This window comes from Sinobaca sp. SA16-1 (assembly GCF_059510515.1).
In genome coordinates, this window is the sequence record NZ_JCAKFL010000004.1 from 173,181 (window position 1) to 188,855 (window position 15,675).

Annotated in this window: 11 protein-coding genes; 4 read left to right on the forward strand and 7 right to left on the reverse strand. The window is 44.7% G+C overall.

Annotated features, from left to right (window positions below; translation table 11 throughout):
* Nucleotides 1–57: 57 nt before the first annotated feature.
* Both AC5W2J_RS12695 and AC5W2J_RS12700 read right to left on the reverse strand, forming a co-directional pair.
* Nucleotides 58–1,680, reverse strand: a complete 1,623-nt coding sequence (locus AC5W2J_RS12695) for a thiamine pyrophosphate-binding protein (RefSeq protein WP_496059824.1) — start codon at nucleotides 1,678–1,680, stop codon at nucleotides 58–60.
* Nucleotides 1,677–4,481, reverse strand: coding sequence for a bifunctional diguanylate cyclase/phosphodiesterase (locus tag AC5W2J_RS12700; protein ID WP_496059825.1), 2,805 nt, complete (start codon nucleotides 4,479–4,481; stop codon nucleotides 1,677–1,679). The genes AC5W2J_RS12695 and AC5W2J_RS12700 overlap by 4 nt, the downstream gene beginning before the upstream one ends.
* A gap of 880 nt (nucleotides 4,482–5,361) precedes the next feature.
* On the opposite strand from AC5W2J_RS12700, the gene AC5W2J_RS12705 reads away from it, so the two are divergent.
* The 3 genes from AC5W2J_RS12705 to AC5W2J_RS12715 all read left to right on the forward strand — a co-directional run bounded on the left by AC5W2J_RS12705 (nucleotide 5,362) and on the right by AC5W2J_RS12715 (nucleotide 7,926).
* On the forward strand, nucleotides 5,362–6,786 hold the full coding sequence (locus AC5W2J_RS12705; RefSeq protein ID WP_496060093.1) for an alanine/glycine:cation symporter family protein: 1,425 nt from the start codon (nucleotides 5,362–5,364) through the stop codon (nucleotides 6,784–6,786).
* 133 nt (nucleotides 6,787–6,919) lie between these two features.
* Nucleotides 6,920–7,489 (forward strand): alkaline shock response membrane anchor protein AmaP, encoded by a 570-nt coding sequence (gene amaP / locus AC5W2J_RS12710; RefSeq protein ID WP_496059826.1) that lies wholly within the window; start codon nucleotides 6,920–6,922, stop codon nucleotides 7,487–7,489.
* A gap of 35 nt (nucleotides 7,490–7,524) precedes the next feature.
* Nucleotides 7,525–7,926, forward strand: coding sequence for an Asp23/Gls24 family envelope stress response protein (locus tag AC5W2J_RS12715; protein WP_496059827.1), 402 nt, complete (start codon nucleotides 7,525–7,527; stop codon nucleotides 7,924–7,926).
* A 46-nt stretch (nucleotides 7,927–7,972) separates the two neighbouring features.
* Here the strand turns inward: AC5W2J_RS12715 and AC5W2J_RS12720 are convergent, their stop codons facing one another.
* A complete protein-coding gene (locus tag AC5W2J_RS12720) occupies nucleotides 7,973–8,539 on the reverse strand; it encodes an NAD(P)/FAD-dependent oxidoreductase (protein ID WP_496059828.1) in 567 nt (188 codons plus the stop codon).
* A 168-nt stretch (nucleotides 8,540–8,707) separates the two neighbouring features.
* Here AC5W2J_RS12720 and AC5W2J_RS12725 point away from each other — a divergent pair, with 168 nt between their 5' ends.
* The gene (locus tag AC5W2J_RS12725; RefSeq protein WP_496059829.1) at nucleotides 8,708–10,480 is read left to right on the forward strand and encodes an SLC13 family permease; all 1,773 of its coding nucleotides are present in this window, start codon (nucleotides 8,708–8,710) and stop codon (nucleotides 10,478–10,480) included.
* A 34-nt stretch (nucleotides 10,481–10,514) separates the two neighbouring features.
* Here the strand turns inward: AC5W2J_RS12725 and AC5W2J_RS12730 are convergent, their stop codons facing one another.
* The 4 genes from AC5W2J_RS12730 to AC5W2J_RS12745 all read right to left on the reverse strand — a co-directional run bounded on the left by AC5W2J_RS12730 (nucleotide 10,515) and on the right by AC5W2J_RS12745 (nucleotide 15,443).
* Complete coding sequence (locus tag AC5W2J_RS12730; protein ID WP_496059830.1) at nucleotides 10,515–11,984, reverse strand: MDR family MFS transporter; 1,470 nt, start codon at nucleotides 11,982–11,984, stop codon at nucleotides 10,515–10,517.
* A gap of 142 nt (nucleotides 11,985–12,126) precedes the next feature.
* Nucleotides 12,127–13,491 (reverse strand): magnesium transporter, encoded by a 1,365-nt coding sequence (gene mgtE / locus AC5W2J_RS12735; protein WP_496059831.1) that lies wholly within the window; start codon nucleotides 13,489–13,491, stop codon nucleotides 12,127–12,129.
* 94 nt (nucleotides 13,492–13,585) lie between these two features.
* Complete coding sequence (locus tag AC5W2J_RS12740) at nucleotides 13,586–14,524, reverse strand: ABC transporter permease (RefSeq protein WP_496059832.1); 939 nt, start codon at nucleotides 14,522–14,524, stop codon at nucleotides 13,586–13,588.
* On the reverse strand, nucleotides 14,517–15,443 hold the full coding sequence (locus tag AC5W2J_RS12745; RefSeq protein WP_496059833.1) for an ABC transporter ATP-binding protein: 927 nt from the start codon (nucleotides 15,441–15,443) through the stop codon (nucleotides 14,517–14,519). Before AC5W2J_RS12745 ends, AC5W2J_RS12740 begins: the two co-directional genes overlap by 8 nt.
* Nucleotides 15,444–15,675: the final 232 nt, after the last annotated feature.

A 15,675-nucleotide genomic window follows, 5' to 3' on the forward strand; every position in this document is an offset into this window, starting at 1 on the left:
GTAAGGGTTCAAAGTAGTCTATTTTCTAAATTAGAAAAAAATACGTATTTTTATTGCTTATTTACCGAAAGACGATAAAAACTTTACCCGGTCTCCCATAGGCGGTACCTGGTCATCGACTAGTTCAATTTCCAGCAGGGATGGACCATCTGCGTCAAAAAGCTGTTCCTGTTTCAGCTGATCAAGTTCTTCGAGGCTTGATGCCTTAAATGCAGGAATCCCCATTGCTTCCACCATCGCTTTAATGGAAACGGGCTTCTGGCTGAAGCGTTTATGTACACGCTTATATTGAAGATTGTGGCCGTGATGGACCATGCCAAGCCGGGCGTTATTGATAACAATAAACACAACAGGCAGATTGTACTCTTTTGCTGTAAGTATTTCCATTCCATGCATAAAGAAGCAGCCGTCCCCGGTAATGCAGGCGCTTGGCTTTTCGGGCTGTGCTATTTTTGCGCCAATAGCCCCTCCAATAGCACTTCCCATCGCTCCAAAGTGTACATTTATATCAAAGGTATCTTTCTCCAGCACTTTCATATGATGGACCACATAGGCCATAAATTCTCCTATATCCACTATATACCTTGTATCAGCCGGAAGAAGGGACTGAATCTCATGAAGAACCGTCTGGGTATTAAATACATGCGGCTTTTGAGCCGGCTTCTCCTCGTATTCCTGAAGCATCGGCTTCGCTTCCAGCAAAGGCAGCAGTTGATGGAGAAATAAAGCAAGATCGCTCTCAACGCGAAGATCGACCGGATATTTGCGGTCGAATACACTGACGTCATGATCCACTTGGATAACATAACGATCGGTTGATATGCAGGGATTCCAATTGTTGGTCGCTGTTTCGCCCAGGCTGGAACCGAGCACCAGAATCGTCTCATAGCCCGCATCATTCATTATCTCAGACGCCTCTTCCATTCCGGCAAATCCAAAAATCCCCTTCATTGCTGGATGGGAATCAGCGATAATGCCTTTCGCCTGCGGACTTGTTACAATAGGCCACTGAAGTTTTTCTGCTAAAGCCTCCACCTCGTCAGCAGACTGGCGGATACCCTGACCTGCGAAGATGATACCTTTTTTACAACTATTAAGCTGCGCTGCCGCTTCCTGAACATGCTCCATATCCGGCTCGGACCTCTCCAGTGAAGGAAAAGGAGCCAATGCCCCCTGCTCTACGGAAGTGAGCTGCAGATCGATAGGAAGGGCCACATGAACCGGTCCCGGTATGCCTTCTAAAGCGATAGCGGCTGCTTTTTCAATTTCCGGCATAAATGCTTCTGCCGTCGGGATCGTCACGCTGTATTTTGTCAGGCTTTCATACGCATCTGATACATTTAATTCCTGGGAGGCGTTTAACCCCCTGGAAGCTACCGGCACAGCTCCCGTCAGAAACAGCACCGGCAGCTGTTCTCTCATCGCGTTGGCTGCTCCGGTAATAAAGTTTGTGGCTCCCGGGCCACTGCTTCCAACACACACACTCAAAGACTGGGAATATTTAGCGTACGCACATGCCATATAGCCTGCTGCTCCTTCATGTTTTGTAATAACAGGCTCCATTCCAGGTTCTTCGTATAACTCGTCGAAGAAAGCGTTGACCGACCCGGCAGGAATGCCGAAAATATATTCAATTCCTCCAGATTTTAAATATTCCACTAAGTGGCGTGCTGTTTTCATTCGCCTGATCCCCTTTTTATTTCGACTGGGCCGTACGTGTTGAATATGCCTTCTGCTGCCATGGGCCTGGAAAATAAATAGCCCTGACCGTAAATACAGTTTTGTTCAAGCAGAGCTTCTACCTGCTCCTCTGTTTCAATTCCTTCAGCCATTACTTTTAATTCAAGGTTATGGGCCATCGTAATAATCGACTTGGTAATGGCCGCGCTTTTTGCATCCTTGTTCATGCTGTCAATAAAGGAACGGTCTATTTTTAACAAGCTGACGGGAAAATCTTTTAAATAGCGGAGAGAAGAGTATCCTGTTCCAAAGTCATCAATCGCCAGATCTACTCCCATGCTGCGGAGTACTTCCATCTTTTCGGCGTTTTTGTCGTTATTATGCATTAATAGATTTTCTGTAAGTTCGAGCTCCACCTGTCCCGGATCAATTTTTTCTTCTGCCAGGATCACCTGAACGTTTTCAATAAAGGAAGCATGACTGAAGTGGCGCGGCGAAATGTTCACTGCAATCGTAACCGGTTTCATTCCGGCTTTCATCCAGGCCTGCATTTGTCTGCAGGCTTTACGCAGCACCCATTCGCCAATCGGAATAATGAGGCCGGTTTCCTCCGCAAGCGAAATAAACAAATCCGGACTCAGTCTGCCATACGAAGGATGGTCCCATCTAATCAATGCTTCAATACCGACCAGCTCTTTAGTTTCCATATTGAACTGCGGCTGGTAGTGAAGATCCATTTCTTCATATTCCAATGCTTTGAATAAAGCCGTTTCCAGCTTCATCCGCTCCATCATTTCGGTTTCCATTTCAGGGTGATAGAACTGAAACTGGTTTCCGCCGGCTTCTTTGCAGCGATACATCGCTGTATCCGCATGCTTTAGAAGTCCTTCTACATTATCGCTGTCAAATGGGTAGAGACTGATTCCCATACTGACCGTAATAAAATGATCGACTTCATTAATAGTAATCGGGTTCTGAAACGCTTCAACAATAGAGTTGGCTTTAGACTGGACGTCTTTAATATTATTTTTCCCGAGAAGAAGAACCGTAAATTCGTCCCCTCCCTGCCGCGACAGCGTATCAGAGGTCCCCATTACCTCCCGGAGCCTGTAGGCCACCTGCTTTAACAAAAGATCCCCGTGTTCGTGTCCCATTGAGTCGTTCACATTTTTAAAGCGGTCCACATCCAAAAATAAAATTGCCAGCTTCTCTTTGTTATCTTCCGCATAACCAAGTGCCTGCTGGACACGGTCCTTAAAAAGCACCCGGTTTGCAAGCCCGGTAAGGCTGTCGTAGTAGGCATGGTACCTGATTTTCTGTTCCATTTCCTTTCGCTGGGTAACATCCCGGAGCGTAATAACATAGCCTTTTATCTCATTCATGTCCAGGATCGGGGAGAGCACATATTCTCCCGGAAACAGCGTGCCGTCCTCTCGTTTAAAAAATTCAGCGGAGAGCTTAGGTTCTTGATGAAAAACGCTGCTCTCCGGATTGCTTTCCATAATAGGGGTGGAGAATACGTCGTGAATGTGCCGCGTTTCCACAAACGTGTCCTCCTGATAACCGAGCATATTAAGCGCTGCAGGATTGCAGAATGTCACATACCCTTTTATATCAATACCAAATATACCTTCCCCTGCTGCATCGAGGATCATTGCCTTCTCTTTACTTAGACGTTCCAGTTCTTTTACATTCTCTGCCTGTTCTTCGTTCTTTTTCAACAGAGCGGACGTCCGGTCCTGAATGATCAATTCCTGTTTATCCATATAGATCAGCGTGGAAAGGACAGGGGCAACGGCATCTACAATTGATCGGGCTTTTGCCTGCTGGGTTTCTGTAAAATAAGGCTCCGCTCCCATAAACTGCGGAACTGCCACCACTCCGAGTACATCACCAATGGAAATAAGCGGAAGCATGAGCAGGCTGCGGATATTAAATTCTTTGATCGCCTCTTTATGTGTTCTAGGGTCTTCTGTGGCATCATACAAATACACAGACCGTCTATTCTCTACTACGTATTGAAACAGCTGATCTTCGCTGTGGGTTAAGTTTACTTTTTGATGCGCGTCTTTCCAGGCTTTTTCAGACCATTCGCTTTTGTGATTCAAGCTCCTCGGTTTAATATACCGGCTCATGGAAGCCTCGATAAAGTGCATGCCGGCGTTTTTGTTGTACAGCACTTTTTCCAGGTAGGAAAAGCAGGTTTCAATCGCTTCCTCGACAGATTGATTCATCGATAAAGCTTTCGTCACATCCAGTATTAATTCATTTTCCGCGATCAGCGATTCTTTCCGCTTTAATTCATTGGCGTTCCGGATGGCCACCGCCGTCATATTAATGTAGGCTTCGACTGCTTCAATTTCCTGCTGAGTCAATTCCATTGGCATGTTGTAATTAAACAGAAAAACCAGTCCGTAAATCTCGTTATCAAAAACGATAGGAGAAGCAAGCAGCGAGCGGATTTTAAAGTCATCCACCGCGTCTGCATCCGGTCTTTCGTCTGTAGTAATGCTCGGAATATAAATTGTTTTTTTTGTTTCAATAATCTGCTGGGCCAGCATGTCTGTTTCCGGATCTATTACATGCATATCCAGAGTTCTGCCATTAATAAATTCGGGCTTCCCGGCAAATCCTTTATAGGTGCCGTCTTCCTGAGGAAGATAGATACCGACTGAATCACAGAGGACCACTTCTTCAGATATAGCCTCTACTACATGATTCAGCATGTCTTTTAGCTCCAGCCTTGAATTAATAAGCCGGGTTACCTCTGCCAGTCTGGTATATCGGTCCTGCTGTTTCATGTCTATCTCCCCCCTTGTTAAATGAATATGCACAGCCAAATGATCTGTCATATATATGTACGTTTCGAAGAAAATGACTCATTATACATAATATATCTATTTTTATGATTGGGCACGTTTTTCTTTTGCAAAGAGATTGTAATGGACAGATTTTCTACCGGCTGTTACTTGCTCCGTCCTTTTATACTTTTCCTGAAAAAGCGGAAAGTTAAACGAATTTTCAATTTTTTGTTCGTCGTGAGTGTATTGTCATTATCCATTATATCCCTAATATCGCCTATTATACCATTTCCGTAAGCATATTTTACAAGTTTAGTATAGGACTATTTAGAAAAAATGGTTACCGGCATTGAATAGTGGCTTCAGCAGTTTATATTTCGGGGTGTCTATGACAGATCACTTCTACAAACATTGAACAGAGTCTTGCTGCCATCACTTTCACTATATAGAACAACGCCACCCTTGCCGATGTCGTGCCCGAATTACAAAAATAGTAGTCGAAAAGATTTTAAAAGAAAAATTAAATCAAAAAATATTTATATGTATGTATATAAATACAAAAATATTCATTAACTAACTATCAGAATAATAGCTGATTAAACCCGTACCACGATATTATATACTTATACAGTGTATTAAAGCGGATACAAAAATAGTATTAGGTAATATTGTTAAACTATGATCGCTTGAACTGTCACATCTGCAGGAATATTTGAATATATATGCAGTTGCTGTATACTCTCTCCGTTCTCTTGAATAAATGTTTTTTTCTTCTATTATATTCTATACATGATAAGCGAAAATTGTATGATATTATATATTATGACCTTATACAAACATATCTTTTAAAAGGAGGCCTACCATGGCAAATTGGTTTACAATGGACACCCCTTTGGGAGAAGCAGTGACCTTTACAAACGACCTGCTTTGGACCTACGTACTTATTGCAATGCTGTTAATTCTCGGAGTTTTCTTTACTATCCGAACAGGCTTTGTTCAATTCTCATTACTTGGAGAAATGGTAACTCAGCTGTTTAAAGGCACAAATCATCAGGGATTCAAAGAAAGAAAAGGGACTACCCCGTTTCAGGCTTTTGCTATCAGTACAGCGGCAAGAGTTGGTACCGGGAACCTGGCCGGTGTTGCTATTGCTATCACCGTCGGCGGTCCGGGTGCTATATTCTGGATGTGGATTATTGCCCTGCTTGGTGCTGCTACCGGATTTGTGGAAAGCACGCTGGCACAGATCTATAAAGTAAAAGATAAAGATGGATTCCGCGGCGGCCCTGCTTATTATATGGAAAAAGCTCTTGGTGCCAGGTGGATGGGCGTTCTTTTCGCCATATTGATTACGCTTTGTTTCGGGCTGATCTTTAACGCCGTTCAGTCGAACACAATTGCTGCTGCCTTCAGCGGTTCTTATAATATTGATCCGCTCTTTATCGGTATTGGGATCGCCTTCCTTATCGGTATTGTAGTCTTTGGCGGTATCCGCCGGATTGCTGTTGTAGCTGAAATTATTGTTCCTGTCTTTGCCCTTCTTTACATATTTGCCGCTCTTATTATAATGTTCATGAATATTACAGAACTTCCTGGAGTCATTGCGCTTATTGTCGGAAATGCATTCGGACTTCAGGAAGTTGTAGGGGGCGGGGTTGCTGCTGCCTTAATGAATGGGATTCAGCGCGGGTTATTCTCCAACGAAGCTGGTATGGGTAGTGCGCCAAACGCGGCAGCTACAGCTTATGTCACCCACCCGGTTAAACAGGGGCTTGTCCAGGCACTTGGCGTATTTACAGATACTCTTATCATCTGTAGTGCGACAGCTTTTGTTATCATTCTTGCCGATGTTCATACTGTTGGGGAAATGGAAGGCATCCAACTGACACAGATGGCCTTTGACTCGCACTTTGGAGCCTGGGCCCAGACTTTCGTTTCTCTCGCTATTTTCTTCTTTGCTTTCAGTTCCCTGCTTGGTAACTATTACTACGGGGAAGCAAACATTGAATTCATTACGGAAAACCGATTGTATGTACAGATTTTCCGTATCGCTTTTCTAGCTATGGTGCTTATCGGATCCATGCTTTCGCTGGACTTGATCTGGAACCTGGCTGACGTGTTTATGGGTACGATGGCTGTAGTGAACCTTATAGCAATTACACTGCTTACCAAAACGGCAGTGGCTGCATTAAATGACTATAGACGTCAGAAAAAATCAGGACAGGATCCTATTTTTTACAAAAATACGATTCCAGGTTTAAAGAATGTAGAAGCCTGGGATAAAGAAGACGATACAAAAGAATAAGCATAAAAGCCGGCAGGACAGTCCCTGCCGGCTTTTATTATAAAAAACGATACTTTTCATATGGGTTACAACCTTTGTATTTCGGGTATCTAGTAAGCAATACACTGCGTTAATGAGAAAGGAGGAACAAACGATGACTATTCTTTTACGCTTTTTATTATTTCTATTTGTATTATTGAACTTAGCCCTGGCAGGACTTGTTATTGCAGGACTCTTCCAATGGCAGCCCGCCCTGCAGGCCGTAGAAACCTACTTTCTTCAAGCTTCTTATATGTCACAGAGCTGGTGGATTGGATTAATTATTGTGTGTGCATGGGCACTTATATGCTTACTATTTCTTATCCCAGCCCTCAAGCCAAAGAAAAAACCAAAGAAAGTTAAGTACATTAACACAACTTCTTCTCACGGCAGTATCCAGGTGCCTATGGAAACCGTAGAAGATATCGCTCATAAAAGCGCTGCTACAAAGCCTGGTGTAAGGCATGTAGATGTGTCCTGCTCCCGTGCTGGAGAAAATGTCGTTACACTTAATGTAACCGTAAGGGCCAATGACCGGGCAGACGAATCCTACTTATCACAGGAAGTAGAGGAATCCATCCGTCATGATGTCGAAAATTATGCGGAAGTAACCATTAAAAGCCTGAACCTTAAAGTAGAAGGCGCAGAAGCTCCTTCTCAGCGCTCCAAACAAAAAGTACAATAAGTAAGCCCGGCAGGGCAGGAAAATGAGGTGATACTATGGAACACAACCCCCACCAGGGACGAATTCATCCGGAAGGTGCAGAAGCAAACATAACCCCGGCTGAATATAACCGGGAAGCTATCGAAAAAACAGCCGCTTCTGTTACCAGGAATGTACAGGGCATTGTTGAAATGAGCGGAAATGTCGCCGACCGTATGACAGAAAGACTTGGCAGCGACAATCCCCGGAAAGGCGTCCAGGCTTTTATAGATGGCCAATCTCTTTCTATTGAATTAACCGTTACGGCACGCTACGGAGAAAATCTTCAATCTCTTCATCAACGTGTAAAAGCAGCAGTGACAGAAGCACTTCAGCCTATGACAGCCCTTACTGTTACAAGCGTAAAGCTTTTTGTTGAAAACATTGAAAAACACCCCCGGGAAGAATCGATTGCTTAACTAAATAAAAGCATGCAGGCTGAACAACAGCTCTGCATGCTTTTTATTATTTTCTCAGTACATCGTGGTCTACATAACGTTCTCCGTTCATTTCGCTGATGATATTAACAGCGGTCCGGGCCCCATCACCGGAAGTAATGATCGTATGCACACTTGCTCCGGCAATCGTCCCCGCTGCCCATACATGCTCCATTGACGTCCGGCCGGCCGCATCTGTTTTTACAATTTTCTTAATGCGGGGCTCCCGGCCTTCTTCCATTTCAATACCTGCCGCTTCCGGCAGCTGGGGATTGTTTCCAGTTGTTAACAAAACATGTTCTGCTTCATAATCTCCGTCTTCCAAATATATTTTTATTCGACCATTTTCCAGCTTTTCCATTTTAATTACCGTTGCTGTAACACGCTCTGCCCCATGTTTTTTCGCCTGTTTTTTCCCTGTTTCCAGCAGGTCCGGTCCCGCAGTCTCCAGGACGCCGTAATGATTTTCCACCCATGCGGCTTTCGTCATGCTCTGTTCGTTATCAATTACTAACGTATGTTTTCCGGCTTTGGCAGCGAATATTGCTGCACTTGAACCGGCCGGCCCGGCTCCAATCACGATAATATCATACATAGATATCTCCCCTTTTCTCTGTTTATCTTCTATTTCCGAATTCCTGCTCATGTAAACCAGACGGCTTTCTTTTCAAATAAGAATAGACAGCATCTGTAAAATCTTATATAATCCAATAAAACCTATTCATTTACTAGGCATTACATTATTGGAAAAGAGGATTGCACCATGAGTCTGGAAGCTGTCATTGTTGTCTGCACGATTATTATTATGCTTATTTGTTTGATGAAAGAAGTAGCCCGGCCTGATTTTATTGTCTTCTGTGCCCTGGCTTTTCTCATGTTCACCGGCATTTTGGCTCCTGCTGATGCCCTCGTCGGGTTTTCCAACGAAGGGATGCTTACTGTCGGCCTTTTGTTTATAGTTGCAGGCGCGGTTCAGCAGAGCGGTGTTTTGAACCAGCTTGTTTACCGTGCATTGGGCAAAAAAGAAGGATCCAGCGCTATGATACCGCGTATGATGCTTCCGGTCTCCGGTTTGTCTGCTTTTCTTAATAACACGCCTATCGTTGTCATGTTTACTCCTGTAATTAAGGATTGGTGCAAAAAGCACAATGTCGCTCCATCCAAGTTTCTTATACCTTTGTCGTATGCTGCTATTTTTGGCGGCACGCTTACATTAATCGGTACCTCCACCAACTTAATTATCCACGGTCTGATGCTTGATCAGGACATGGCAGGGTTTTCTATGTTTCAGCTGACTGCTGTCAGCCTCCCGGCCTGCATAATCGGTATTCTTTATTTAAGCACGGTAGGCTATAAACTTCTTCCGGTAAGAAAAAGCTCAGAAGAGTCTTTCACGGAGCACGCTAAAGAATATCTGGCCCAGAGCCGTATCACTGCAGCCTCTCCTTTAATCGGTAAAACGATTGAAGAAGCCGGCCTCCGCAATTTAAAAGGGCTGTACTTAATTGAAGTAATCAGCGGGACCGAACGAATTGCGCCGGTGCCCTCCTATTATCAACTAAAAGAAAAAGACCGTTTGATTTTCACCGGGCTTTTATCCACGATTGTTGAGCTTCATCAGGTAAAAGGCCTACGTGTGGAAACCGGCACGGATATAGAGCTTGATGAACTGAGCAACGGCCGGGCAGTGCTGAATGAAGTCGTAATTCCATCCCAGTCTCCGCTCGCTTATTCTACACTAAAGGAAAATCAGTTCCGGTCCCGTTTCCAGGCCGGCGTAGTCGCTGTTCATCGTGCCCAGGCGCGTATCCAGAACAAAGTAGGCGATATCGTATTAAAGCCCGGGGACACACTGCTTTTGCTGAGTGACCGCGAATTTGCAGAAAAGCATAAAGAATCCAAGCTGTTTTATTTCATGAATACCACAGCACAGCAGGAGCTGGTTCCTCAAAAAAAGTCACTCATTGCCTTGTTCACTCTCATCGGCATGATTCTTCTGGCTTCTACAAACGTGCTGTCGATGTTTATGTCTGCCATGCTGGCGGTTATCGTGCTGATATTAACAAGAACCATCACGCTGGAAGGGGCAAAAAATTATGTGCACTTTAACGTACTGATTCTTATTGCCTGCTCTATCGGTATTGGAGCAGCCCTCCAGCAGACCGGGGCCGCTGAATTTATTGCCACCTATCTCGTCTCCTGGACGGCCGGCGTTGGCATTATCGGTACGATTGCAGCTGTCTACATTCTTACAAATATATTCACTGAAGTTATTACGAATAATGCGGCCGCTGTGCTTATGTTTCCGATCGCTTTCGCGTCAGCCGGCCAGGTCGGCATCGATCCAATGGGGCTCTTCGTTACGATTGCCATTGCGGCTTCTGCAAGCTTTATTACCCCTATCGGCTATCAGACCAACTTAATTGTATACGGCCCCGGCGGCTATAAATTTACGGATTATATTAAAGTCGGACTGCCGCTCACTATTATGTATATGATTGTTACCGTAACAATGGTTCACCTGCTGTGGGTATAAAAAAAGCAGCTCTCTGTGAGGAGAGCTGCTTTACTTATTTTTCATCAATTTCAATTGGAGCCGTGGTTCGTTTCATAAATAAAGATAAGACGAACGCTATAATCGCGAAGATCAGGCCAACCGTAAAGGCTCCCTGCACACCGGATGTGAGTGCTTCCTGCTGCGCAGCAGCTGATTCCGGATCAACTGCACTTTGCAGATAGCCGGTTTCAGCTGCAGTCATAATCCCGATAAACAGTGCTACCCCAATCGCTCCTGCTACCTGCTGAAGCGTATTAAGAATAGCCGTTCCGTGCGGATAGTATTTACGCGGCAGCTGATTCAATCCATTTGTCTGACCCGGCATCATCACCAGGGAAATGCCCAGCATCAGCATCGAATGAAACGTAACAAACTGCCAGGTGGCGGTCTCTGTCGTTACGTTGGTGAAAAACCACATTGTCACAACGAGCAGTGCCGTACCGGGAATCACTAAGACTCTCGGTCCATATCTGTCGAACAGTCTCCCCGCAATTGGGGACATCGCTCCATTCAGCAGACCTCCCGGAAGAAGAGCCAGTCCGGCTGCAAAAGCCGTTAAAGCAAGGCCTCCCTGGAGAAAGAGCGGCAGGATAATCATCGTAGAAAACATGGTCATCATCATAATAATAAGCAGGACGGTTGTTAATGAAAACATCGGTGATTTAAATGCTCTCATATCAAGCATCGGCTCTTTTAGACGAAGCTGCCGCCAGACGAATAAACCAAGGGATGTAAATCCGGCAATAATCGTTAAATATACTCCCGGATCAGTCCATCCCCCGTCTCCTTCCCCGGCATTACTAAATCCAAATACCAATCCGCCAAAACCAATGGTTGATAACACAATAGAAATAACGTCTACTTTCGGCTTAGTGATGTCTGATACGTTTCTTAAATAAATCATCCCAAAGATAATGGAAAACAAAGCGAAAGGAATGATTAAAAAGAACAGCCAGCGCCAGTTAAGCGATTCTACGATAACGCCGGATAACGTGGGCCCGATGGCCGGAGCAAACATAATAACAAGACCCATCATTCCCATGGCGCCTCCGCGTTTTTCAGGCGGATACAGCACAAGAATAGTATTCATTAATACGGGAAGCAGCAGGCCGGTGCCTCCTGCCTGAATAATTCTTCCCACCAAAAGAACGGGGAAGTTCGGGGCCAGGCCGCTTAGCAGCGTCCCGGCTGTAAATAACGCCATGGCTCCGAGAAACATTTGTCTCGTCGTAAACCATTGAATCAGCAGAGCTGAAACAGGTACCAGAATACCAACCACAAGCATAAACCCTGTCGAAAGCCACTGAACCGTAGCCGCTGTAACTTGAAGCTGAGCCATTAAATCGGTGTACGCCACATTTAAGAGCGTTTCATTTAAAATAGCAATGAAAGCACCTATGATTAAGGAAATCATAATAGGGGCTCTTTTAATTCCACTTGTATCTACTGCTTTAGATTTTGTCGTTCCTGCTGCCGCGTCCATGCTTTCACCTCTTATACTATTTACCTAGCTATCTATTTTTTTAAAGCATAGAACAGCTTATCCTATATCCAGCTTTTTCTCAACAGAAAAAGCTTTCAAATTTGTAAAAAATAAAAAAACCTTCCGAAAACCGGAAGGTTTTTTATAAATACTCAAGCAGGGCCGTAGCAATGGAAAAGTAAATACTCAGCCCGACAATATCGTTCATCGTTGTAATAAAAGGCCCGGAGGCAACGGCAGGATCAATTTTCAGCTTATTAATAATAATCGGGAACACTGCGCCAATCAATGCTGCCGCGCTGAGTGACAACAGCAGGGAGATTGCTACAATAAAAGCCAGCACAATATTTCCGTATAATAAGGTGACCAGGCCCAGGAGAACTACCGAACAGGCGGCCCCCATTAATATTCCGGTGCCAAGCTCTCTGCGCAGCATTAGAAACAACCCCTTTTTTTCCAGGGCTCCTGTGGCCAGGTTCCGTACGACCACGGCTAGTGACTGCGTGCCGGCGTTTCCCGCCGCTCCCATGATTAAAGGGATAAACACAGACAGCACCACAATCGCTTCCAGCGTTTCTTCATATTGATTAATCAAGTTCGCTGTAATTAATCCCAGAAACATCAGCAGTACAATCCAGGGCGCTCGTTTAGCTGCTGCCTGAAACGGATTCAAGCTGAGGTCTGTCGATCCTTTGGAAGCAGATATTTCTTCAATATCTTCTGTTACTTCTTCTTCAAGAACGTCCATTGCATCATCAAATGTAATGATGCCGACGAGTTTATTATCCTTTGTTACAACAGGGGCTGCCAGCAGATCATAGTCCTTAATAATCTGGGCTGCCTCTTCCTGGTCCAGGTACTCGTCTACCGAAATAACCTGCGTGTTCATCACGTCTTTAACGATGCGATCGGCATCACTGACAATAATATCACGGAGAGACACAACCCCGACGAGCTCACCGTGCGCTCCCACAACATAAAGATAGTACACTGATTCTGCTTCGTTTCCAGCTTTTCGGAGGTAAGCCATTACTCCGTCAATCCGCTGATCTGCAAATATTTCCAGAAACTCTTTTGTCATCACAGCACCAGCTGTTTTTTCCGGGTAGGACATAATCTCCCGAACTTCGCGGGCTTCTGTCTGATCCATCATTTCCAAAAGAGCTTCTTTTCGGTCTGCATGAGGAATTTTCCCTATAAATTCAGCTACATCATCAGCATACATTTCGTTTAATACTGCAGCTAGGCGTTCATCATCCATCTCGATGGAAGTAAAAAATTGATCTTCATATTCCATCAGCTGAAATACAGCTGCAAGCTCTTCTGCTTCCAGATAGGCATACAGCTGCTTTCGTTCCTCTTTTTCCAATTCGAACAATACCTGCATTTGATCGTTCGGGTGAAGGTCCAGAAAGGGCTCGCGGAATTTCTCTATGCTGCCTTCTTTTAATAGATTTCTAATTTCCAGGACGTTTATCTCTACTGGAGTGTTGTTATTGTAATCCACGTATGCCCACCTCCTCGTGCTTCCCTTAGTTTATACCTATAAAAGAAGCATGGAAAGCCCCGTCCGCCATATTTTTCAAAACCGGAAGCTTTATCTAAGCTGCCACATCGCGTTTGGAAAAAACAAAAAACGTAATAAAGGAAAAAACCGCAAAGTATACGATAAGAACAGCAACCGAAAATGGCAGGGTCATTCCTTCTATAAGCGGTGCTCCTGTTCCAAAATACATACGCAGGTCTGTGTTTGCAAACAGAATATATTTTGCCCAGTTATACTGGCTCAGGAATGCCACAACGTTCGTGCCGGCAAACATGAGAAAAATGGTCAGTCCTATCGCAATTGAGCTGTTTCGGAAAACGGCTGCAATCATAAAAGCAAAAATAGTCATCATAACCAGGTTCACCATTGCCAGGCCATAACCTGTCCAAACACTTGCCGCCATGCTCTGTTCTACTACATTTCCATTATCCAGATACAGCGTCGTTAACTGCAGGGACTGGAAACCAAAAAAGATTCCACCTGAAAGGTAGGCCGTAACAAACAGCAGCGCCAGCAGTCCCGCCGCGTACATTAAACTGACGACAAGCTTTGACAGCAGAATCATCCATCGTCTAACCGGTCGGATCAGCAGCAGTTTAATTGTCCCATTGGAAAACTCCCCGGCCACACTGGATGCCGCTGCAATAACAGTAAACAATGTTACAAACATCGTTAAGATAGAAACAAAGTCAACAAATCCCCACTGAGTCGCATCATTAATAGGGGGAATATCATTATCGAGCCGGTATGTGTTTAATAAAATATTTTCCTCGAATTGAACTGCCTCAGGATTTTCAGCAAGAATTTCCCGGTCGGCTTCCACCTGCTGTTCTAGTTCCGCTCTCCAATTATCTGCCGGCGGATCCACGTTCAAAAGCGTTATGAGCGCGGCGCCGATGACAACAGCAGCCAAAATGCCTGCCATCACCCAGGTTCCTGTTCTATTAAAAAGCTTCATGAGTTCATTTTTGACTAAATCAGTAAACTTAGACAACGCCTTCCCCTCCAGTCACCTTTAAGAATTTATCCTCCAGCGTCCCGCCGTTTAACGCAGCTTCGTAAATATTAATACCCGCTCCGGCAAGCTCTGTAATCAGTTCAGGCACTTTGTCCGGTGCGGTCTGCAGCTGAATGGTTTTTCCTTTGGTAATCATCGTTTGTTTAGGGAAGTGGGCCTTCAGAATTTTCTGGGCTTCCCGTACCGGATCCACTGTGAGATGAAGCGTTTTTTCTTCTATCCCTCCGACAAAGTCATGAACGTTCTGCACATCAATCAGCTTACCCTTTTGAATAATGCCGATACGATCACACATCAGCTCCATTTCTGAGAGCAGGTGGCTGGATACAAATACGGCCATTCCTTCTTGTTCTGCCAGATAACGCAGGTGACGCCTCATCTCGCGTATTCCCGCGGGATCCAGTCCATTTGTCGGTTCATCCAGTATAAGAAGCTTCGGCTTATGCAGCAGGGCCTGGGCGAGCCCGAGACGCTGTCTCATACCAAGGGAGTAGCGCCTTACTTTCTGGCCGCTCGATTCCCGCATACCTACAATGTCCAGAACCTGATCGATTCTTCCTTTGGAGGTAATGCCGTTCATCCGGGCGTAATGAACAAGGTTTTGATATCCACTCATATAGCCGTACATTTCCGGATTTTCGACAATTCCGCCGACGTGCTCCATCGCCTGGACAAACTGCTTTTGTACGCTGAAACCGTTGATTTGGACGTCTCCTTTGGAGGCTTTCATTAAGCCAAGCATCATCCGGATCGTCGTTGTTTTCCCGGCTCCGTTCGGACCCAGAAAACCAAATACTTCTCCCCCGTAAATATCTACGGAAATATCATCTACTACATTGGTACGGCCCAACGTCTTCGTCAGCCCTTCGATTTTTACAATTGGATTTTCACTCATAAGCCGCCTCCTTAGTCTGATCGTTTCCCAGATTGGTGTTCTTTCAGTATATGTTGTAGTTTTTTATTTGGTTTGCGACCAGCAAACTGAAAAATACCTCAAAATAATTGAGGTATTTTATTTTTCTTATATATGCTCCTTTAAACGAGACGAATTCCATGATACAGGATACTTGATAAAAGCTGTTTCTTTATCATTGGAAATAAGTACCACGTTATCAAAGTATAAAGGA

Excerpts from the sequence above, each read along its gene's own strand:
- AC5W2J_RS12730 (WP_496059830.1), bottom strand. The coding sequence starts at position 11,984 with ATGGACGCGGCAGCAGGAACGACAAAATCTAAAGCAGTAGATACAAGT.
- AC5W2J_RS12715 (WP_496059827.1), top strand. The coding sequence starts at position 7,525 with ATGGAACACAACCCCCACCAGGGACGAATTCATCCGGAAGGTGCAGAA.
- AC5W2J_RS12705 (WP_496060093.1), top strand. The coding sequence starts at position 5,362 with ATGGACACCCCTTTGGGAGAAGCAGTGACCTTTACAAACGACCTGCTT.
- AC5W2J_RS12695 (WP_496059824.1), bottom strand. The coding sequence starts at position 1,680 with ATGAAAACAGCACGCCACTTAGTGGAATATTTAAAATCTGGAGGAATT.
- AC5W2J_RS12745 (WP_496059833.1), bottom strand. The coding sequence starts at position 15,443 with ATGAGTGAAAATCCAATTGTAAAAATCGAAGGGCTGACGAAGACGTTG.
- AC5W2J_RS12725 (WP_496059829.1), top strand. The coding sequence starts at position 8,708 with ATGAGTCTGGAAGCTGTCATTGTTGTCTGCACGATTATTATTATGCTT.
- AC5W2J_RS12700 (WP_496059825.1), bottom strand. The coding sequence starts at position 4,481 with ATGAAACAGCAGGACCGATATACCAGACTGGCAGAGGTAACCCGGCTT.
- AC5W2J_RS12720 (WP_496059828.1), bottom strand. The coding sequence starts at position 8,539 with ATGTATGATATTATCGTGATTGGAGCCGGGCCGGCCGGTTCAAGTGCA.
- amaP (WP_496059826.1), top strand. The coding sequence starts at position 6,920 with ATGACTATTCTTTTACGCTTTTTATTATTTCTATTTGTATTATTGAAC.